This window comes from Brevundimonas bullata (assembly GCF_003350205.1).
Classification (GTDB): Bacteria; Pseudomonadota; Alphaproteobacteria; order Caulobacterales; family Caulobacteraceae; genus Brevundimonas; species Brevundimonas bullata.
In genome coordinates this window covers 83,986-103,327 of sequence record NZ_QLLC01000001.1, presented here as the reverse complement: position 1 = coordinate 103,327, position 19,342 = coordinate 83,986, and the positions used below count along the sequence as shown (strand labels likewise).

17 protein-coding genes are annotated in these 19,342 nt (G+C 68.1%); 13 read left to right on the top strand and 4 right to left on the bottom strand.

Features of this window, described 5'->3' with window-relative positions; translation table 11 throughout:
• The first annotated feature begins 142 nt into the window (after positions 1-142).
• The 3 genes from nhaA to DXK21_RS00475 all read left to right on the top strand — a co-directional run bounded on the left by nhaA (position 143) and on the right by DXK21_RS00475 (position 5,637).
• Positions 143-1,354 carry a Na+/H+ antiporter NhaA gene (gene nhaA / locus DXK21_RS00485; RefSeq protein ID WP_114815937.1) on the top strand — a complete coding sequence of 404 codons (1,212 nt, stop codon included), beginning with the start codon at positions 143-145 and terminating at the stop codon, positions 1,352-1,354.
• Between the two features lie 233 nt (positions 1,355-1,587).
• Positions 1,588-4,239 carry a TonB-dependent receptor gene (locus tag DXK21_RS00480; RefSeq protein ID WP_114815824.1) on the top strand — a complete coding sequence of 884 codons (2,652 nt, stop codon included), beginning with the start codon at positions 1,588-1,590 and terminating at the stop codon, positions 4,237-4,239.
• Positions 4,240-4,413: 174 nt separating this feature from the next.
• The gene (locus DXK21_RS00475; protein ID WP_245945005.1) at positions 4,414-5,637 is read left to right on the top strand and encodes a dicarboxylate/amino acid:cation symporter; all 1,224 of its coding nucleotides are present in this window, start codon (positions 4,414-4,416) and stop codon (positions 5,635-5,637) included.
• A 41-nt stretch (positions 5,638-5,678) separates the two neighbouring features.
• Here DXK21_RS00475 and DXK21_RS00470 read toward each other — a convergent pair whose 3' ends face one another.
• The 3 genes from DXK21_RS00470 to DXK21_RS00460 form a co-directional block, all read right to left on the bottom strand.
• A complete protein-coding gene (locus DXK21_RS00470; RefSeq protein WP_114815822.1) occupies positions 5,679-5,897 on the bottom strand; it encodes a hypothetical protein in 219 nt (72 codons plus the stop codon).
• 52 nt (positions 5,898-5,949) lie between these two features.
• Positions 5,950-8,598 (bottom strand): M14 family metallopeptidase, encoded by a 2,649-nt coding sequence (locus DXK21_RS00465; protein ID WP_114815821.1) that lies wholly within the window; start codon positions 8,596-8,598, stop codon positions 5,950-5,952.
• Between the two features lie 106 nt (positions 8,599-8,704).
• Positions 8,705-9,700, bottom strand: a complete 996-nt coding sequence (locus DXK21_RS00460) for a TerC family protein (RefSeq protein WP_114815820.1) — start codon at positions 9,698-9,700, stop codon at positions 8,705-8,707.
• 338 nt (positions 9,701-10,038) lie between these two features.
• Between DXK21_RS00460 and DXK21_RS00455 the strand changes: the two genes are divergently transcribed.
• The 6 genes from DXK21_RS00455 to DXK21_RS00435 all read left to right on the top strand — a co-directional run bounded on the left by DXK21_RS00455 (position 10,039) and on the right by DXK21_RS00435 (position 13,657).
• On the top strand, positions 10,039-10,338 hold the full coding sequence (locus DXK21_RS00455; RefSeq protein ID WP_245945020.1) for a PadR family transcriptional regulator: 300 nt from the start codon (positions 10,039-10,041) through the stop codon (positions 10,336-10,338).
• A 23-nt stretch (positions 10,339-10,361) separates the two neighbouring features.
• Positions 10,362-10,769, top strand: coding sequence for a hypothetical protein (locus tag DXK21_RS16820; RefSeq protein ID WP_245945003.1), 408 nt, complete (start codon positions 10,362-10,364; stop codon positions 10,767-10,769).
• A gap of 17 nt (positions 10,770-10,786) precedes the next feature.
• The gene (locus DXK21_RS16815) at positions 10,787-11,488 is read left to right on the top strand and encodes a hypothetical protein (protein ID WP_245945002.1); all 702 of its coding nucleotides are present in this window, start codon (positions 10,787-10,789) and stop codon (positions 11,486-11,488) included.
• A gap of 67 nt (positions 11,489-11,555) precedes the next feature.
• Complete coding sequence (locus DXK21_RS00445; RefSeq protein WP_114815818.1) at positions 11,556-12,686, top strand: bifunctional transcriptional activator/DNA repair enzyme AdaA; 1,131 nt, start codon at positions 11,556-11,558, stop codon at positions 12,684-12,686.
• Positions 12,667-13,218 carry a methylated-DNA--[protein]-cysteine S-methyltransferase gene (locus DXK21_RS00440; protein WP_114815817.1) on the top strand — a complete coding sequence of 184 codons (552 nt, stop codon included), beginning with the start codon at positions 12,667-12,669 and terminating at the stop codon, positions 13,216-13,218. Before DXK21_RS00445 ends, DXK21_RS00440 begins: the two co-directional genes overlap by 20 nt.
• A gap of 37 nt (positions 13,219-13,255) precedes the next feature.
• The gene (locus tag DXK21_RS00435) at positions 13,256-13,657 is read left to right on the top strand and encodes a host attachment family protein (protein WP_178827952.1); all 402 of its coding nucleotides are present in this window, start codon (positions 13,256-13,258) and stop codon (positions 13,655-13,657) included.
• A 2-nt stretch (positions 13,658-13,659) separates the two neighbouring features.
• Here DXK21_RS00435 and ilvA read toward each other — a convergent pair whose 3' ends face one another.
• Positions 13,660-15,177: a threonine ammonia-lyase, biosynthetic gene (gene ilvA / locus DXK21_RS00430; RefSeq protein ID WP_114815936.1), complete on the bottom strand. Its 1,518-nt coding sequence runs from the start codon at positions 15,175-15,177 to the stop codon at positions 13,660-13,662.
• Positions 15,178-15,349: 172 nt separating this feature from the next.
• Here ilvA and DXK21_RS00425 point away from each other — a divergent pair, with 172 nt between their 5' ends.
• The 4 genes from DXK21_RS00425 (at position 15,350) to DXK21_RS00410 (ending at position 19,339) form a co-directional block, all read left to right on the top strand.
• The gene (locus tag DXK21_RS00425; protein WP_114815815.1) at positions 15,350-15,685 is read left to right on the top strand and encodes a GIY-YIG nuclease family protein; all 336 of its coding nucleotides are present in this window, start codon (positions 15,350-15,352) and stop codon (positions 15,683-15,685) included.
• Positions 15,686-15,795: 110 nt separating this feature from the next.
• Positions 15,796-16,881 carry a quinolinate synthase NadA gene (nadA, locus tag DXK21_RS00420; protein WP_245945000.1) on the top strand — a complete coding sequence of 362 codons (1,086 nt, stop codon included), beginning with the start codon at positions 15,796-15,798 and terminating at the stop codon, positions 16,879-16,881.
• A 12-nt stretch (positions 16,882-16,893) separates the two neighbouring features.
• Positions 16,894-17,787: a metalloprotease gene (locus tag DXK21_RS00415; protein ID WP_245944998.1), complete on the top strand. Its 894-nt coding sequence runs from the start codon at positions 16,894-16,896 to the stop codon at positions 17,785-17,787.
• A 4-nt stretch (positions 17,788-17,791) separates the two neighbouring features.
• Positions 17,792-19,339 carry an L-aspartate oxidase gene (locus DXK21_RS00410; RefSeq protein ID WP_114815814.1) on the top strand — a complete coding sequence of 516 codons (1,548 nt, stop codon included), beginning with the start codon at positions 17,792-17,794 and terminating at the stop codon, positions 19,337-19,339.
• Positions 19,340-19,342 lie beyond the last annotated feature (3 nt).

Genomic DNA, 19,342 nt, shown 5'->3' with positions numbered 1-19,342 from the left:
TGGGTATTTTCACGCGCAGAGATCAGGTCCTGCGCCGCCACCGGCGCGTTAGGGCCAGGCTGGCGCTCCGTCGGAGCGAATCCGGTCAGGCGTCCGTCGATAACCTGACGCCACGACAGTCCTTTTGATTTCGGAGACCGCCGTGGCGAGAAAATCCACCCTCGAATTCCTCAAGACCGAGGCCGGCTCGGGCGCCGCCCTGGGCGTCGCCGCCGTCGCGGCCCTGATCGTCGCCAACTCGCCCTGGGCCGGCGACTACTTCGCCTGGCTGAAGAGCGTCCACGTGCTCCAGGTCGGCCCGCTGCGGCTGGAGGAGACGACCTCCAACTGGATCAAGGAAGGCCTGATGGCGGTCTTCTTCCTCGTGGTCGGGCTGGAGATCAAATACGAGATTCTCAAGGGCGAACTGAGCAATCCCAAGAAGCTGGCCCTGCCGATCATCGCCGCCGTGGGCGGCATGGCGGTTCCCGGCCTGGTCTATCTGGCGGTCGCGGGTCTGCTGGGCGGGCCGTCGCAGGGCTGGCCCATTCCCCTTGCCACCGACATCGCCTTCGCCCTGGCCGTCTTCGCGGTGGTGGGCAAGAAGCTGCCGTCGTCGCTGCGGGTCTTCCTGCTGACCCTGGCCATCGTCGACGACCTGGGGGCCATCGCCCTGATCGCCGTCCTGTTCAGCCAGGGAGTGCAGTGGCTGCCGCTGCTGGGCGTGGCCGGTCTGCTGGCCGCCTTCGCGCTTCTGGGCCGTCGCCGTCTGGCCGGGCCCTTCTGGGTGCTGGGCTTCGGCGCCGTCTGGTATCTGACGGTGCTGTCTGGCCTGTCGACGTCGCTGACGGCGGTGGCCTTCGCCATGATCGTGCCGGTCGAGCCGCGCCGCGAGACCTCGCAGAGCCCGCTGAAGGAGGCGATGCACGACCTGCACCCCTACGTGGCCTTCCTCGTCCTGCCGTTGTTCGCCTTCGCCAAGGCGGGGGTCTCGTTCGCCGGCCTGTCGCTGGAACAGGCCTTCGCGCCCCTGGTGATCGCCATCGCCCTGGGTCTGTTCATCGGCAAGCAGGTCGGGGTCTTCGGCGCCGCCTGGCTGGCCGCCAAGCTGGGTCTCGGCGACAAGCCCTCGGGGTCCAGCTGGCTGCAGCTCTACGGCGTCAGCCTGCTGTGCGGCATCGGCTTCACCATGAGCCTGTTCATCGGCGTTCTGGCCTTCCCCGGCGCGGTGGATTCGCCCGAGCAGATCGAGGTCAAGCTGGGCGTGATCGGCGGTTCGGTGCTGTCGGCCCTGGCCGCGGCGGTGATTCTGAACCTGGCGGCGCGGCGTCAGCAGCAAAGAGAAGACGCGGCTTCCGCCAGGTTGTCTCAGTAAACGCTGGTAATATTGACCTAGCGGAACCGTTTTTTGTCGCTTTCCCGCCACATATAGAGCGATGTTGGACGAAATCGCCGTTCCTACGTCTCACGCCTGCTTGTCGCTGTGCTGACCCTGGCTTACGCCTAGGGAATGCGAATTCACGACGTTCAATGAGCGTGGATCGACAGGGACAGGAATCGCCACGGTCGCCGCGGGCGACCGGGCCACAGAGCCGGGGAGCCGCCATTATGCGTTTCAACACTATCCTTCGCTGCACGGCGTCCGTCGCCGTTGTCGGCGCCGTCGCCTTTGGCTTCGCCGGGGCCGCCGCGGCCCAGGACGGGCCGACCACGATCGACGACATCATCGTCACCGCCCAGAAGCGTGAACAGAACCTGCAGGACGTGCCGATCGTGGTCACGACCCTGTCGCAGGAAGCGCTGAACGGCGCCGGGGTGCGCGACATCAAGGATCTGCAGATCCTGACGCCGGGCATGACCGTCACCTCGACCCAGTCGGAGGCCTCGACCACCGCCCGTATCCGCGGCGTCGGCACGGTCGGCGACAACCCCGGTCTGGAAAGCTCGGTCGGCGTGGTCATCGACGGCGTCTATCGCTCGCGCAACGGCGTCGGCTTCGGCGACCTGGGCGAACTGAGCCGTATCGAGGTGCTGAAGGGGCCGCAGGGCACCCTGTTCGGCAAGAACACCTCGGCCGGCGTCATCAACATCATCTCCGAGGCTCCGTCCTTCACCCCCGGCTTCAACGCCGAGGCCACCTACGGCAACTTCAACGCCTGGGGCGTCGCCGGCTCGGTCACGGGCCCGATCACCGACCAGATCGCCGGTCGCCTGTATGTGGCCAAGCGCGAGCGTGACGGCTTCTACGACGTCGTCACCGGCGCCGGTCCGCGCGCCGAAAAAGACGATCAGAACCAGAACTTCTGGACCGCGCGCGGCCAGCTGCTGATCCTGCCTTCGGACGAGGTGTCGATCCGCCTGATCGCCGACTATTCCAAGCGCGACGAATACTGCTGCGTCTCGACCCAGATCCGCACCGGCCCGACCTATGGCGCCGTCACCGCCGTCGGCGGCCAGCAGACGCCCCCGGCGCCCGGCTTCGGGGCTCTGCCCTTCTCGCGCACGGCCTACGCCAACCGCAGCACGGCCCAGACCATGGAAGACATGGGCTTCTCGGCCGAGGCCAACATCGACATCCCCTCGTGGAACGCCACCCTGACCTCGGTCAGCTCCTGGCGGAACTGGGAGGGGATCAACGCCATGGACCTCGACTATACGACGGCGGACCTGCTGTATCGTGTGGATGACGGCGGTTACGGCTTCGAGCTGAACAACCTGACCCAGGAGTTCCGTCTGGCCGGCTCGACCGACAAGCTGGACTGGCTGGTCGGCGTCTTCGCGACGCGTGAGAACATCAGCCGTGACGACAGCTACTGGTACGGCGCCGGCTACACGCCCTTCCTGTCCCTGCTGATCTCGTCGCAGCTGAACGCCGGCACCGGCGGCGCCATTCCGCAAAGCGGCGCCATCATCGGCTGCCTGACGCGGCCCGGCACGACGGCCCAGTTCCTGGCCGGCTGCCTGGTGAACGGCGGCACGTCGACCTCGGGACCTCTGGCGCCTTCGGGACCGGGCTTCGGCGTCGGTCATGGGGTGCAGGACCACTACAGCCAGCGTTCGGAATCCCTGGCCCTGTTCACCAACAACACCTGGCACGTCACCGACAAGTTCGATGTCACCCTCGGCCTGCGCTATACGCAGGACAAGAAGCGTCTGCTGGCGGTTCAGGACAATCTGGGCACAAACGGCGCGGCCTGCGGCGGTGTTCTGGGGAATGTCACTAACCTGACCAATGCCTTCATCGGCGCCGGTCTGTCGCCGGCGGCGGCAGCCGCCAGCGCGGGCGGCGTCGCCGGCAACATCTGCCTGCCCTGGGCCAACCCCCTGTTCGACAACCGCCGCATCTCGGAAGAGACCGACGACGGCGAACTGAGCGGCACGATCAAGGCCGCCTATCGTCTCAACGACTCGGTCATGGCCTACGGCTCCTACGCCCGCGGCTACAAGTCGTTTGGTTACAACCTGGACCGTGTCCAAGGGGCGACGGCGACCAACCCGCTGCCGATCACCCCGAACGCTTCGCTCCTGTTCCCTTCGGAAACCGTCGACAGCTATGAGCTGGGTCTGAAGAACACCCTGTTCGACCGCACGGTCCTGTTGAACCTGACCTACTTCCACCAGACCTTCGAGGACTTCCAGCTCAACACCTTCCTGGGCACGGCCTTCGTGGTCGAATCCATCCCTGAGCTGACATCGCAGGGCTTCGACGCCGACTTCGTCTGGTTCACCCCGGTCGAAGGCCTGTCGCTCACCACCGGCCTGACCTACACCGACACCAAGTACGGCGACTTCACCGCCGCCGACCTGACCAATCCGAGCAACTTCCGTCAGCTGTCGCTGCTGCCGGGCGCGCGGGCCTCGTTCGCGCCGGAATGGTCGGCCACGGGTTCGGTCGCCTTCGACCGCTCGATCGGCGCGGGCCTGAAGGTCGGCTTCAACCTGTCGGCCAAGTATTCCACCGAATACAACACCGGCTCCGACCTGCTGCCCTACAAGATGCAGGACGCCTTCACCCTGGTGAACGGCCGCGTCACCCTGGGTTCGGACGACGACCGCTGGGCCCTGGACATCTGGGCCCAGAACCTGACGGACGAGGAATACAAGCAGGTGGCCATCAACGCCCCGCTGCAAGGTTCCGCCTTCCAGAACACGGTTCAACCGAACGGGACCTTCTTCAACCCGGCGCTGGACACCCAGACCTACAACGCCTTCATGGGCCAGCCGCGCACCTACGGGGCGACCCTGCGCGTCAAATACTGATCGACCCGCCTTCAGGCGGACCGACATGAAGAGGCGGGCCGGAGCGATCCGGCCCGCCTTTTTGCTGGACGGCGAGCCGGGCGTCGCCGATTTCCTCTGGCGTGTTCCACGGGCGCTGATAGCGTCGCCGTTATGAAAACGGCGCGTTCCTTTCTGACTTCCCTGAGCACCCTGGTGCTGCTGTCGCTTGTGCTGGGCCTGGTCGCCGGGGCGGCGGCGCAGAAGTGGGGCCTGCCGGGCGGTCACGTCACCGCGGACTTCATCCAGGCCCTGGGCCAGCTGTGGCTCAACGCCCTGCGCATGACCATTATTCCCCTGGTGTTCAGCCTGCTGGTGACGGGCATCGCCTCCATCGCCGACGCGGCGCGGACCGGGCGACTGGCGATGCGGGCGGTGGCCTGGTTCGGCGGGCTGATCGTCTTCGCCACCGTCTACGCCGTGGGCGCGGCCTACGGCCTGCACGCCCTGTGGCCCATCGACCCTGAGGGCGCGCGCCTGCTGCTGGCCATCAAGCCCGAGGGCGCGGAAGGGTTGAGCGCCGGCGCGCCCTTCAGCGAGTTCCTGAAAACCATCGCCCCGGCCAACCCGATCCGGGCGGCGGCCGAGGACGCCATCCTGGGCATGGTGGTCTTCGCCGTCTTCTTCGGTTTCGCGGCCTCGGGTCTGCCGGACCGGCTGCGCGTGCCGCTGATCACCTTCTTCGAGGCGGTCGGCGAGACCATGATCACCATCGTCCGCTGGGTGCTGCTGGCGGCGCCGCTGGGCGTCTTCGCCCTGTCGATCGGGGTGGGGCTGATGGCCGGGGCCAGCGCGGCGGGCGTGCTGCTGCACTATGTGGCCCTGATCTCCATCGCCTGCATCGGCATCGGCCTGATCTTCTATCCGCTGGCGGTCATCTTCGGCCGGGTCAGCCTGGGGCGGTTCGCCCGCGCGGCGGCGCCGGCCCAGGTGGTGGCCTTCTCGACCCAGTCGTCGCTGGCCAGCCTGCCGGTCATGGTCGAGCGGTCGGTGGACATGCTGGGGGTCAGGCGGGCGACGGCGGGCCTGGTCCTGCCGTTGGCGGTGGCGGTGTTCCGCATCACCAGCCCCGTCGCCAACCTGGGCGTGGCCATCTACTGCGCCCACCTGTTCGGCATCGAGCCCGCGGCGGGCCAGTTGTTCGCCGCCATGCTGACGGCGGTGCTGATCTCGATCGGGACGGTGGGTCTGCCGGGTCAGGCCAGCTTCTTCGCCTCCATCGCCCCCATCTGCATCGCCATGGGCGTGCCGCTGGAGATGCTGCCCCTGCTGCTGGCGGTCGAGGTCATTCCCGACATCTTCCGCACCCTGGGCAATGTCACCGCCGACATGGCCGTGACCCGGATGGTGCAGGGCGGCGAGGCCGTCGAGGCCGACTGAGCGTCGAGCCCTTTTCTCGCGAGGCCTGTCTTGCTAGGCGTCTAGCCCTCGTCCATCGCCTCAAACATGGCCTCGGCCTCGTCGAAGGTGTCGTAGTCGAGGCGCTCGGGCGGTCGCAGGATGACGAAACGGGTCAGGACGTCGGCGCCGGCCTCAAGGTCGCGGTCCCATTGCCAGAAACTGCGGTCAATGCGTTGTTGCAGCATGGTCCACCGCCCAGGGTCGCCGGGCGGACGCGGCGCGTGCGGGTTTGGCGTCATGGATATTCCCTTTCCTTGTTTCCTTGGCCGACGGCTAAGAGCGATGTCTGGATCAGTCCTCGTCGTTGCCGCCCGAGGTGTGGGCGGGGCCACGGAAGACGGCGTTGAGGAAGAGGGGCTTCAGGCCTTCGAGGAAGGCGCGCATGGTCACGTCCTGGGTGAAGGCCACAACCTGTCCGCGGCCCAGTTCCGTGACCATGGCCACCGGCTTGTAGGCCAGTTGACGCCGGTTCTCGGCCCAGAGCTGACCCGAAGCCAGGACCTCATCCGGCCCGGCCAGACGCACCACATTGGTCCCCTGGCCACGGGTCAGGGGCGTATAGATGTCCGCGCCGCGCACCATGACGCTGAGGTCGCGCGCGACGCCGGCGCCCAGCCAGTGCTCCTGATCCACGACGGCGTGGGCCAGGACACCGGCCACGGAGTCGGGCGAGCCGTGGTGGTTGGTGCGGTCCAGATAGTCGGCCTCCGACGGGATTTCGACGCCGGGAACGGTGGCGCCTTCGCCCGCGTCCTTCTTGTCGCCCTCGGGGGCCACGGCGGTTTCGCGGCGGCTGTCCAGCAGCTTGGCGTCGGGGTCCGTCAGCAGGCGGCTGGCCGAGCCGACGCCGATCAGGACGCCGCCGCCCTCGACCCAGGCGCGCAAGCTGGCGACGCCGTCGGCGCCCAGAATCTTCTTATAATTGCCGCCCGAGGGCAGGATCAGCACTTCAAAGTGCGACAGGTCGGCGCTGCCGAGACGGCGGGTGCGGACCGCCGTCACCGGCCAACCGTATTCGCGTTCCAGCACATGGCGGATCGACCCGGCGGACTCGGCGTCGGTGGGGTCGTCCCAGGCCATGGCCACGCGCGGGGCCTTGATGGTGAAGGCGTAGTCCGAGCCGACGTTGGGGCCGCTGGACACCCAGGACGTCGCCAGGGCCGTGACCTCGGCCCCGCTGTCGGCGGCGATGCGGCGCACCCGCTCGTCCAGATCGGCGGGGCTGCCGCTGCGCGGCACGATGAAGGCGCCGCCCGCATAGGGTTTGCCGTCCAGGGTGAAGGCTTCCTCGATCGAACGAACCGGAAGCTTCTCCTTCAGGGCGGCGGTCAGGAAGCGCATCCCCGCCGTGCCGGGGTTGATCGCATAGCCATAGGTCGCGTCCGACCCGGCGATGGCGACAGGGCGGATCAGTTCGGGGCCGACCGCCGTGGTCTGGACCGAGGGCGCGCCCGCGCACTTCTGGCTGGGCACGTTGAACAGCAGGGGCATGGACCAGCCGGTCAGGTCATAGATTTCGTCGCCCAGACCGCGCGCGCGGCGGGCTTCCTGTTCCGCCACGAACTTCGGATCCAGCGGCACCTCCTTGGCCAGCAGGACCTCGGCCATGCGACGCTGGGGCTGGGACAGATTCACCACATAGTCGCCGGCGCGATAGTTCTGACCGCAGGCCGAGAAGGAGGCCGTGGCGCGCCCGACCTCTAGCCCGGAGCGCACCAGCAGGCCCGCCAGCTTGTCGGCGGCGGCCGGATCGACGGCGGCGGAACGGGAGAGGACATAGGCGCCGCGTCCCGCCACCCCGTCGCGGTGGAAGGCGTAGAAGTCGTTCAGCAGCTTCTCGCGGTCGCGGGCGGCGGTCTCGATGGTCGACAGGCTGGCGGTCAGGTGGCCCTTGACCGTGTCGGCGTAGGTGATGACCTCGCCGGTGCGCCTGCGCGCCATCAGGCCGCGCGACGACCCCTGCTCATAGGTCATGGAGACGGCGCCGAAATAGGCGGGCCAGCCGTCGCCATAGCCGGGATAGAAGGCGTCGTAGGTCTCACGCGTGAAATAGGCCAGGCCGGCCTGATCAAAGCGCGCGCCGTTGTTGCGGCCGAAGCGTTCGCGGGCGTCCAGAATTTGAGGATAGATCCAGGGGTTCAGCGGATTGGCCTCGGGCGGGAAGAAGAAGCTCGAATCCGTGCCCATCTCGTGGGAGTCGACCAGCACCTGGGGCCGCCAGTCGCGGATCAGGGCGGCGTGACCTTGCGTTTCCGGCTGGGACTGGATGAACCAGTCGCGGTTCAGGTCGAACAGGTTGTGGTTATAGCGGCCCGAGGGCCAGGGCTCTGAGCGTTCTGCCGACAGGGGATCGGGGTTGGGCTGGGCGCCCAGGCCGGCCTCGAAGGTGGTGATGAAGCGGTCGCGGCCGTCCGGGTTCTGGGTCGGGACGAAGACGACCACGGCGTTCTGCATCCAGCCTTGCGCCTCGGCGTCGGCGGGGTCCATCAGGCGGCGCGCGGCGGCCATGGCGGCGTCGGCGGGGCTGATCTCGTTGCCGTGCACCGAATAGGCCATCCAGACGATGACCGGGGTGTCAGCGATCAGGGCGCGGGCCTGATCCGGCGAGGTGCGGCGCGGGTCGCCCAGCGCCCGCGTCGCGGCCTTGATCGCATCCAGCCGGGCGATGTTGGCGGGCGAGCCGACGGCGGCCCAGAACAGGGGGCGGCCTTCCCAGGTGGCGCCATAGTCGCCCATGACCATGCGGTCGGGAGCGGCGGCGCGCAGGGCCTCGAAATAGCGGCGCACCTCGGCGGGCCGGGTGATGCGCGTGCCTGGCGCATGGCCCAAAACCGTCTCCTGCGTCGGCGGGCTCTGCTGAGCCAGGGCCGGCGAGGCCGCGGCAGCCAGAACCAAACTGAGCGCCAGCAACGGACGCGCGGCGATACGACGACGTGACATGGAAACTTCCCCCTACTGGCCGCCAGCTTAGCCGCCGTTTCGCGGGGAAGGGAAGACGGGGTGTGAGGGTCAGGGCCCGCCTCTCCCGAAGCGGGCCCCTCGTCAGTCAAAAGGGCGGCGCCTTGGCGGACTGATCGCGCGTCTTCCAAAGCGACCAAATCACCCCCGCCGCCAAGATGAGGGCCGTGATCGCCAGCGACCATTCGGCGGGGAACTTCTCCCAGCCCAGCAGGTCGGCCACGAAAATCTTGCCGCCGATGAACACCAGCAACACAGCCAGCGCCTGCTTCAAATAGGCGAAGCGATGGATGATGGCCGCCAGCGCGAAATAGAGCGCTCGCAGTCCCAGAATGGCGAAGATGTTCGAGGTGTAGACGATGTAGGGATCGGTCGTGATGGCGAAGATCGCCGGCACCGAGTCCACCGCGAAGATCACGTCTGCGATCTCAATCATCACCAGCGCCAGGAACAACGGCGTGGCCCATAACGTCATGCGGCCCGTCTTCGGGTGCGGCGCCCGCACAAAGAACTTCTGCCCGTGCAGATGGTCGGTGATGCGAAGATGTCCGCGCATCCACTTCACCAGCGGATTGGCGCCCACGTCGGCGTGACCATCGCCGGCGAAGAACATCTTGATCCCGGTGAATATCAGGAAGGCGGCGAAGATGTAGAGCACCCAGCCGTACTGACTGACCAGGGCCGCGCCCGCGCCAATCATGATGGCCCTGAGCACGATCACGCCCAGGATGCCCCAGAACAGCACCCGGTGCTGAAGCGCGCGCGGAATGGCGAAGTAGCCGAAGATCATGGCGATGACGAAGACATTGTCCATCGCCAGCGACTTCTCGATCGCGAAGCCGGTCAGGTACTCGATGCCGGACTGGCTGCCGAGCTCCCACCAGACCCAGCCCCCGAACAATAGCGCGACGGCGATATACATGCCGGACAAAAGCAGGCTCTCGCGCACGCCGATCTCATGCTGATCCTTGTGCAGGACGCCCAGGTCCAGCACCAGGAGCGCCACGACGACGCTCATGAAGGCCAGCCACATCCAGGCCGGCTTGCCCAGCCATTCGGCCAGGAAGAAAGTCATCAGGTCCATTGGACTCCCCTTTGCTAGGGAGCGACCACGGCGCGCGCGTGAAAGGGGATCGACCGTAAGAGGCCGTCGCGCACCGAGCTCGCTCGATGCGGTCCGACATCACGCCTGCCATCAGACGTCAGAGGGGCCCGGTCCGCTGCGCCGCAGTTTAGCCAATCCGGCCCTTTCCGGCAAGTTGAGACGGGATAGAGCGCATCCCTGACGGTCTCCGCTGGTCCTGACAAAGGCGCGATAACCCAGGTCGTTGACAGCCTCATACAGTATGTAGCATACACTGTGCGTCACACACTATGTGGCGGCAAGTGAGGCGCGGCGTGGACAAGGATCTGTTCGAGACGATGCGGCTGGAGCTGCGGCGCGGGTCGCTGGTGCTGGCGGTGCTCGCCTGCCTGCGGACCGAACGCTACGGCTACACCCTGCGTCAGGCCCTGGCGGCGGACGGGCTGGAGATGGAGGAATCAACCCTCTATCCGCTGCTGCGCCGGCTGGAGGGGCAGGGGCTGCTGACCAGCGAATGGCGCGAGGAGGAGAAGCGCAAGAAGCGCTTTTACGTCCTGTCGCCCGGCGGCGAAGCCATGCTGGCCGCCCTGACCGACGAATGGCGCGGCATCAACGCCTCGCTGGACCGAATGCTGTGAAATCCCGGGGGAGGAAGACCGAAATGGACGTGATCGAACGCTATCTGGAGGCCGTGGCGGCCCAGTTGTCGACCGAGGACCGCGACGACATCGTCGCCGAGCTGCGCGACCTGATCCTGAGCCGGGTCGAGGCGCGCGAGGAGGAACTGGGCCGGGCGCTGAGCGACGAGGAGAAGGAGGCGATCCTGCACGAGATCGGCCATCCGCTGGTGGTCGCGGCCCGTTATCGCAAGGGACCGGATTCGCTGATCGGGCCGGAGCTGTTCCCCTACTGGCTGTTCGGGGCCAAGGCGGGGCTGATCGTGATCGCGGCGGTGCAGGCGCTGGGCCTGCTGGTCCATGTGCTGGGCGATCCGGCCCATTTCGGTCAGTCGATCGGTCAGGCCTTCAACGGCTTCTTCTCCGGCGCCCTGACCCTGCTGGGGCGCTGACCCTCGCCGGGGCGATCATGGAGCACTACGACATCAAGCCGACCTGGCTGACGAAATGGCGGGTGCGCGACCTGTCGGCCTTTGGTCTGGCCGACCCGGCGAAATGGGGGGCGTCCATGGCGGGAAACGACAAGTCCAAGGCCGAATGGCTGCCCAAGGGCGCCAAGGTCTGGGGCGTGCGCGCCCAGACGCCGCGCGCCGCCGAGGCCCTGTGGTCCTTCATCGCCAGCGCCGTCTTCATCCTGTGGTGGATCGGCGCGATCCGCTTCACCGGCATCGGCGACTTCGCCCTACGCGGCGGCGACGTCAGCGTGACGGCGGCGCCGATCTGGTCGCTGCTATTTGGACTGATCCTGGCCTGGGCCGTGGCGGGCATGGCGGTGGACGGCGTCACCCTGTGGCGACCGGAGGCGCGGCGGTTGCAGGCCCTGCTGAAGATTCCGGTGGCGGCGGCGGGACTGTGGATCGGCTGGCGGCTGTTCCAGGCCGGTCACTGGGCCACCCTGACGCAAGGCGACCAGACGGCGCGCGTCATGGGAGCTTCGCCGATCCACATGGACTTCGACGCCATCCACGCCATTCCAGAGGCCCAGCGCGGCCTGGCCGAGACGGCTTTGACCCTGGGCACGGTGCTCAGCTGGGTGCTGGCGATCATCATGCTGTGCCTGGCGGTCGACATCCTGAAGGCCCTGTGGCGGATCGCGACGGCGCGGGACTGATCGGGCGCGGCGCCGTCATGTCCGAAAACCGCGAGACAGGGCGACGGCGAGGGATCATGTTGCGGGCATGGAAATCGCCCGCGACAGTCTGGATCAGGAGGCCTGCTACCGGGCCGTCCTGACGCGCGATCCGCGCTTTGACGGGCGGTTCTTCACCTGTGTGAAGACGACGGGAATCTATTGCCGCCCGGTCTGTCCGGCAAGAACGCCCAAGCGCGAGAACATGCGTTTTGTCGCCAGTGCGGCGGCGGCGGAGGAGGCGGGGTTCCGCGCCTGTCTGCGCTGTCGACCCGAAACCGCCCCGGATATGGGGGCGTGGCGCGGCACATCGAATACGGTCAGCCGAGCCCTGGGCCTGATCGAGGCGGGGGCGCTCGATGAAGGCGACGTCGATGGTCTCGCCGCGCGGCTGGGCGTCGGTGAACGCCACCTGCGCCGTCTGTTCCGTCAGCATCTGGGCGCGGCCCCGGTCAGCGTGGCCCAGACGCGGCGGGTGCTATTGGCCAAGGCCCTGATCCACCAGACCGACCTGGCCATGGCCGAGGTGGCTCTGGCCTCCGGCTTCGGCAGCGTGCGGCGCTTCAACGAGACGTTTCAGTCGCTCTATGGGCGGCCGCCGTCGATGCTGAGGCGGCGGGCGGAGAAGGCGGGCGACGGGGGTGTGCGGCTGAGCCTGCCCTATCGTCCGCCCTACGAAATAGACGCCATGCTGGCGGATCTGGCAGCGCGCGGCGAGACGGTCGAGGACGGGGTCTGGCGACGTGCGCTGACGCCCGATGTGGATGGCGCGACCGGCGAGGTCTTGGCCCGGTTCGAGAGCGGGAACCGGCTGGCGGTCACGGTCGCGGTTTCGGACCTGAAGTCCCTGCCCGGAGTATTGGCGCGGGTGCGGCGGGTGTTCGACCTGTCGGCGGACCCCGACGCGATCCAGAGGGACCTGTCAGCCGATCCCTTGCTGGCGCCCCTGGTGCGGGCGCGGCCCGGCCTGCGGCTGCCCGGCGACTGGATCGACACTTTGCCTAAGGAGGCGGCGGATATGGCTAGCGATCGGCTGCCCCAAGACTGGAATGACGAACGGCTCGCGCCACGGGCCGAGCAATGGCGGCCCTGGCGGGCCTATGGCGCGCTGCACCTGCGGGAAGCGGGGATCGACAGCGTCCGGATCATGGAGAGGGACGATGAAAAAGACGCAGCCTGAAACCTTTACGCTGGACCGCCTCGCCTCGCCGGTGGGCGAGGTCTTGCTGGTGACGGACGCCGAGGGCGCGGTGCGGGCCTTCGACTTTGTGGACTATGAGGCGCGGATGCGAAAACTGCTGACCCGCCACTACGGCGAGGTCGTGTTGACGCCGGGCCGGGCGCCCGAGACGGTGCGCGCCGCCATCGGGGCCTATTTCGGCGGCGACGCCACGGCGCTGGACACGGTTGTGGTGAAGACCGGCGGCACCGACTTCCAGCGCTCGGTCTGGGCCGCGCTGCGCACCATTCCGGCGGGCGAAACCTGGTCCTATGGCCAACTGGCCGGCGCCATCGGCAAGCCCAGCGCCGTGCGCGCCGTGGGCCTGGCCAACGGGGCCAATCCGGTCGGCGTCATCGTGCCCTGCCACCGCGTCGTCGGCGCCAACGGAACCCTGACCGGGTATGCGGGCGGGCTGGAGCGCAAGCGTTGGCTGCTGGCCCATGAAAAGGCCGAGGCGGGAACAGAGCAGGGCGCTTTTGCGCTAGACTAGGGCGCCTCTTCTCCGGCGCGCTCCCGGAGCCATTATAATGAACCTGCCCAATGGGGCTTTCGTCGCTGTCGTTGACGGCGAGAAGCTGAACCTGTTCCGCAACACCGGACACCTTCTCGACATCCAGTTGCAGTCGGTCGAGGCGCCTGAAATCCCCGAACGCCTGTCGGGCGCGCCGGGCCGCCGCTCCAGCGAGGCCAACCCCGACAATGACACCCAGGCCGAGGACGGCTTCGCCATGGGCGTGGCCGAGGCGCTGAACCACATGGCCCTGACCAACAAGCTGGAGGCCCTGATGGTGGTCGCCGCGCCCAAGACCCTGGGTCAGTTGCGCAAGCACTGGCACAAGGCGTTGGAGGAAAAACTGGTCGGCGAAATCGCCAAGGACCTGACCGGCCGCCCGCCGGAAGCCGTGGCCGAGGCCATCAGCAAGGCCTGAGCCTAGGCCGCCCCGTCCAGGAACAGGCGGCAGGCCGGATTGTCGGTCTCGTCCACGTAAGGATAGCCCAGACCGTCCAGCGCGGCGGTCAGGGCCGTCGCCTGGTCCGGCGGGACGCTGATCCCGGCCAGCACCCGGCCCACGTCGTCGCCGTGATTGCGATAGTGGAACAGGGTCAGGGCCCAGGCGGGCTGCAAACTGTTGAGGAAGCGCAGGAAGGCGCCGGGGCGCTCGGGGAACTCAAAGCGCAGCAGCCGCTCGTGCGGCAGGCCGATGGTGCGCCCGCCGACCATGTAGCGGACGTGCAGTTTGGCCGTCTCGTTGTCGCTCATGTCCTCGACGGCGTAACCGTCGGATTTGAGGCGGGCGATCAGGTTCTCGCGCTCGGCGGCGCCGTCGCGTAGGCCCACACCGACGAAGATCTGCGCCCGGCCGTCGCCGGACCAGCGGTAGTTGAACTCGGTCACCGAGCGGCCGTCGAGGCTTTGCAGGAAGCGGTGGTAGTCGTCGCGGCGGTCGGGCATGGCCACGGCCAGCAGGGCCTCTGCGCCCTCGCCGATCTCGGCCCGTTCGGCGACGTGACGCAGGCGGTCGAAATTGACGTTGGCGCCCGAGTTGATCGCCACCAGGGCGCCCGTGCCCGGATTTCGCGCGGCCCAGACCTTCATCCCCGCCAGGGCCACGGCGCCCGAGGGCTCGGCCACGGCGCGGACGTCGTCGAAGATGTCCTTCACCGCCGCACAGATCGCATCTGTGTCGACCAGGACGATGTCATCCAGCAGGTCGCGGCATAGGCGGAAGGTCTCGTCGCCCGCGCGGCGCACCGCCACCCCGTCGGCGAACAGGCCGACCTGATCCAGGGTGACGACATGGCCGGCGTCGATGGCGCTCTTCATCGTCGGCGCATCGGCGGGTTCGACGCCGATGATGCGGGTCTCGGGCCGCAGGAAGCGGACGATGGCGGCCACTCCCGCCGCCAGACCGCCGCCGCCGATGGGGATGAAGACGGCGTCGATGGGGTCGGGATACTGGCGCAGGATTTCCAGCCCGACCGTGCCCTGGCCCGCGATCACGTCAGGGTCGTCGAAGGGGTGGACGAAGGCGGCACCGGTGTCTTTCTCAAGCGCGCGGGCGTGGGCGTAGGCGTCGTCGAAGTTGTCGCCGTGCAGGACCACGTTTCCGCCCAGGGCCTTGACCGCCGCCACCTTGATGCCCGGCGTGGTGGTCGGCATGACGATGGTCGAGGCCGCGCCGCGCCTGGCCGCCGCCAGGGCCACGCCCTGGGCGTGATTGCCCGCCGAGGCGCAGATGACCCCGCGCGCCAACTCGGCTTCGCTCAGGGCGGCGATCTTGTTGTAGGCGCCGCGAATCTTGAATGAGAAGACCGGCTGAAGATCCTCGCGCTTCAGCAGGGCCGGGCGGTCCAGCCGCGCCGACAGCCGCTTCAGCGGGTCCAGAGGGGTTTCCTCGGCCACGTCATAGACGCGGGCGGTCAGGATGCGGCGGACGGTGTCTTGCACGAAATTCTCGGAGCGACGCGAAAGGGGGGGCAATAGACCTTTCGTCTAGGCAGAAGCGGCTGTCAGGGGAAGGCCCTTGCATATCTAAGCGGTGCCGCTGCTGGCGGAGTCTGATATTTACCCGGGTAATAATTCGCGCTATTTAATCCGGGTAAAACAAAGAGAGGCTTCCATGACGTCCGAAGACCGCAAGGCGCTCATCAACGACTACAAGGACCGCGAAACCATCGCCGGGGTCTTCGCCGTCATCTGTTCCGCCACGGGCCGCGCCTGGGTGGGTCAGAGCCGCCACATAGACACCCAGCAGAACGGCCTGTGGTTTTCCTTGAAGATGGGCGGCAGCCCCTACAGGTCGCTGCAGGCCGAATGGACCGCCCACGGCGCCGACAGCTTCCGCTTTGAGCAACTGGACCGGCTGTCGCCCGACCTGTCCGACATGGCGCGCAAGGATGAGCTGAAGAGGCGGGCGGCGCTGTGGATCGCGCGGCTGGAGGCGGAGGCGCTATAGACGGCGTTCGCGCCCTTTTTCCTTGCGCCCTGTGCGGAACGGCCTACATTGCGCGTGCTTATGCTAACTTTGAGCATAAGTCGGAGCGGCGCAAACAGCCGCAGGGAGCGATGAAGATGGCGGACGGCGCTTTCGGCCTGTCAGAGGAACTGGCGCGCGAGACCGCTCCCGTGTGGGAGAAGGTCAAGGGTCTGGTGACGCCGCTGGAGTGGCCGGAACAGGCCAAGCTGATCAGCGAGATCAACGCGCTGAAGAAGGAGCGCGACGCCGTCATCCTGGCCCACAACTACATGACGCCGGAAATCTTCCACGGCGTCGGCGACTATGTCGGCGACAGCCTGGGGCTGGCCAAGGAGGCCGCGAAGTCGAAGGCGAAGGTGATCGTCCAGGCGGGCGTGCACTTCATGGCCGAGACGTCCAAGATCCTGTCGCCGGAAAAGACCGTCCTGATCCCAGACCTGCGCGCGGGCTGCTCGCTGGCCTCGTCGATCACGGGCGCCGACGTGCGCCTGATCAAGCAGCGCTATCCCGGCCTGCCGGTCGTCACCTATGTCAACACCACCGCCGACGTGAAGGCCGAGACCGACATCTGCTGCACCAGCGCCAACGCCGTTCAGGTGGTGGAATGGGCGGCCAAGGAATGGGGCGTCGACAAGGTCATCCTGATCCCCGACGAGTTCCTGGCGAGGAACGTCGCGGCCCAGACGAATGTCGGCATCATCGCCTGGAAGGGCCGCTGCGAGGTGCATGAACGCTTCACCGCCGAGGACATCGCCGAGATGCGCGCCGCCTATCCGGGCGCGGAGATTCTGGCCCACCCGGAATGCCCTGAAGAGGTGCTGGCGGCGTCGGACTTCGCCGGATCTACGGCGGCGATGATCGACTATGTGGTCGACCGCAAGCCCAAGCAGGTGGTGATGATCACCGAGTGCTCGATGGCCTCGAACGTCAAGGGCGACGTGGCCGGCGTGGATTTCATCGGCCCGTGCAACCTGTGCCCGCACATGAAGCGGATCACCCTGGAGAACATCCGCGACTGCCTGAAATACATGCAGTTCGAGGTCACGGTGGAGCCGGACATGGCCGAGCGCGGGCGTCTGGCCGTGCAGCGGATGATCGACCTGCCGCCGCCCGCGATCCCTGCGCGCTATGACCTGATCAAGGCCAAGCACCACGTCGATGTGGAGCTGATCTGAGGTGCTGCGGCGATGCGGCCCGTTGCGGGCCGGTCGTCGCGCGCCCAGTTCGACCCCATGAGCGACATCGACAACACCACACGCCGCCCCGGTCCCTGGGACCTGCCGCCGGAACAGGCGGCGCCCGAGCCTGTGCGCGCGCGCCAGTCCGCGCCGCTGGAGGACAAGGGCCAGCATCCGGCCTGGGCCATCGCCTCGACCCTGCTGATGGCGGGCTTCCTGTGGTGGATCACGGGCAGCGTCATCGTGGCGGGGGCGGTGCTGTTCGGCCTGTTCGTGCATGAATACGGACACGTGCTGGCGATGAACAAGCTCGGCATGGGGCCGGCGCGCATCTACATCATTCCCTTCCTGGGCGGGCTGGCCAAGGCGCAGCGTAATCCCAAGACCGAGTGGCATGGCGTGCTGGTGTCGCTGGCGGGGCCGGCCTTTGGTCTGATCGCCATGATCCCCTTCGTGGCCGTCGGGCTGGCGTTGAAGTCGCCCGAGTGGCTGATGGGGGCCTTCTTCATCGCCATGATCAATCTGGTGAACCTGCTGCCCGCCCCGCCGCTGGACGGGTCCAAGGCGCTGGGCCCAGTGCTGACGCGGGTGCATCCGCGCCTGGAGCAGGTGGCGCTGCTGGCTGTCGGCGGTCTGGCCGTCTGGTGGGGTCTGTCGACCGGGCGGTTCATTCTGGCGGTCTTCCTCGGCATCGCCGTGTTCAGCCACCTGAAGCGCGGCGTCTGGCGCGCGGCCTGGGGTCAGTTGAGCTGGCCCGAGGCGGGGCGCAGCCTGGCCCTCTATCTGGCGACGGCGGCGGTCTGTGCGGCGGCGGCGATCGGCGCCCTGCTGCCCCTGACCGGCGGGGCGGTCGAACCGGCCTTCGACATGGGCTTGCGGTTCATCGGCGTGGGGGGCCGCTAAAGCCATGGCGCGCATCCGGCATGACGGGCCGCTGATCATCGGCGGCGGACTGGCGGGGCTGTCGGCCGCGCTGGAGGCCGGGCCGGCGAAAGCTCTGGTGGTGACGCCGGAGCCCTTGCTGAACGCCTGTTCCTCGGCCTGGGCCCAGGGCGGGCTCGCGGCGGCGCTGTCGCCCAAGGACAGCGCGGTCCTGCACGCGAAAGACACCGAAGGGGCGGGCGCTGGGCTGGTCGAGCCCGAGGCGGCGCGCGCCCTGACCGAGCGCGGACGTGAGACGGTGGAATGGCTGGCCTCGCTGGGCGCGCCGTTTGATCGGGACGAGACGGGCGGTTTCTCCGTCAGCCTTGAGGCGGCGCACAGCCTGCCGCGCGTGGCGCGGGTCGGCGGCGACGGGGCCGGGCGGGCCATTCTGTCGGCGGTGGTGGCCGCCGCGCGCGCCTCCAAACATATCGAAATTTGGGAAGACGGACGGCTGCGCGGCCTGATCCAGGACGCGGACGGCCGGGTGCGCGGGGCCTTGATCGAACGTAGCGGCGGACGGGTGGACGAGGTCTTTGCCCCCGCCGTGGTCCTGGCCACCGGCGGGGTCGGCGGTCTGTATGAGGTGACGACCAACCCCTCGGCCCTGCGCGGCGAGGGACTGGCCCTGGCCTATGAGGCGGGGGCTGAAATCCTCGACCCGGAGTTCGTGCAGTTCCATCCCACCGCCATCGACGTGGGGATGGACCCGGCGCCGCTGGCGACCGAGGCCCTGCGCGGCGAGGGGGCGCGGCTGATCGACGGGACCGGCGCCTTCCTGCTGGGCGCGGACGAAGACGCCGATCTGGCCCCGCGAGACATCGTGGCGCGGGCGGTGCACGCAGCAAGGGCCGACGGGCGCGGCGCCTTTCTGGACGCGACCGAGGCCGTGGGCGAGGCCTTCCCGCACGAGTTTCCGGCGGTGTTCGCCGCCTGTATGCGCGCCGGGCTGGACCCGCGCGTCAGCCCCATTCCGGTGGCGGCGGCGGCCCACTACCACATGGGCGGCATCGTCGCCGACGACGAGGGACGGACCACGGTTCCGGGCCTCTACGCCATCGGCGAATGCGCGGCGACGGGGGTGCACGGCGCCAACCGTCTGGCCTCCAACTCCCTGCTGGAAGCGGGCGCCTTTGGGCGTCGCGCCGGACGCGCGGCGGCGCAGGAGGTTCAGCCGGCCAAGGTCGACCTGAGGCCGGCGCGGGCCTCGAAGGACCTGCCGCCCGAGGCCATGGCCGAACTGCGCGCCGCCATGACCCGGTTCGCCGGCGTGGTGCGCGACGAAGAAGGGCTAAGCGCCCTGATGGCGGTGATCGACGGGCTGGCCAAGGCGCATCCTGAGGCTGTGGTTTTGACCGCCGCCCGGTTGATCGCCGAGGGCGCGCTGAACCGGCGCGAGAGCCGGGGCGGGCACTACCGCGCCGACCATCCCGACAGCCTGCCGACGGCCCTGCACACCCGCATGACCCATTCTTCCGTCATTCCGGACGCGCCGCAGGCGCGAGCCGGAACCCAGGCGGTTGAGATAGTCTGAACG

What these genes read in the sequence shown, in the direction of transcription:
- DXK21_RS00480 (WP_114815824.1), top strand. Translation starts at nt 1,588, where the DNA reads ATGCGTTTCAACACTATCCTTCGCTGCACGGCGTCCGTCGCCGTTGTC.
- DXK21_RS00470 (WP_114815822.1), bottom strand. Translation starts at nt 5,897, where the DNA reads ATGACGCCAAACCCGCACGCGCCGCGTCCGCCCGGCGACCCTGGGCGG.
- DXK21_RS00465 (WP_114815821.1), bottom strand. Translation starts at nt 8,598, where the DNA reads ATGTCACGTCGTCGTATCGCCGCGCGTCCGTTGCTGGCGCTCAGTTTG.
- DXK21_RS00460 (WP_114815820.1), bottom strand. Translation starts at nt 9,700, where the DNA reads ATGGACCTGATGACTTTCTTCCTGGCCGAATGGCTGGGCAAGCCGGCC.
- DXK21_RS00455 (WP_245945020.1), top strand. Translation starts at nt 10,039, where the DNA reads ATGCGGCTGGAGCTGCGGCGCGGGTCGCTGGTGCTGGCGGTGCTCGCC.
- DXK21_RS16820 (WP_245945003.1), top strand. Translation starts at nt 10,362, where the DNA reads ATGGACGTGATCGAACGCTATCTGGAGGCCGTGGCGGCCCAGTTGTCG.
- DXK21_RS16815 (WP_245945002.1), top strand. Translation starts at nt 10,787, where the DNA reads ATGGAGCACTACGACATCAAGCCGACCTGGCTGACGAAATGGCGGGTG.
- DXK21_RS00445 (WP_114815818.1), top strand. Translation starts at nt 11,556, where the DNA reads ATGGAAATCGCCCGCGACAGTCTGGATCAGGAGGCCTGCTACCGGGCC.
- DXK21_RS00440 (WP_114815817.1), top strand. Translation starts at nt 12,667, where the DNA reads ATGAAAAAGACGCAGCCTGAAACCTTTACGCTGGACCGCCTCGCCTCG.
- DXK21_RS00435 (WP_178827952.1), top strand. Translation starts at nt 13,256, where the DNA reads ATGAACCTGCCCAATGGGGCTTTCGTCGCTGTCGTTGACGGCGAGAAG.
- DXK21_RS00425 (WP_114815815.1), top strand. Translation starts at nt 15,350, where the DNA reads ATGACGTCCGAAGACCGCAAGGCGCTCATCAACGACTACAAGGACCGC.
- nadA (WP_245945000.1), top strand. Translation starts at nt 15,796, where the DNA reads ATGAAGATGGCGGACGGCGCTTTCGGCCTGTCAGAGGAACTGGCGCGC.
- DXK21_RS00415 (WP_245944998.1), top strand. Translation starts at nt 16,894, where the DNA reads ATGCGGCCCGTTGCGGGCCGGTCGTCGCGCGCCCAGTTCGACCCCATG.
- DXK21_RS00410 (WP_114815814.1), top strand. Translation starts at nt 17,792, where the DNA reads ATGGCGCGCATCCGGCATGACGGGCCGCTGATCATCGGCGGCGGACTG.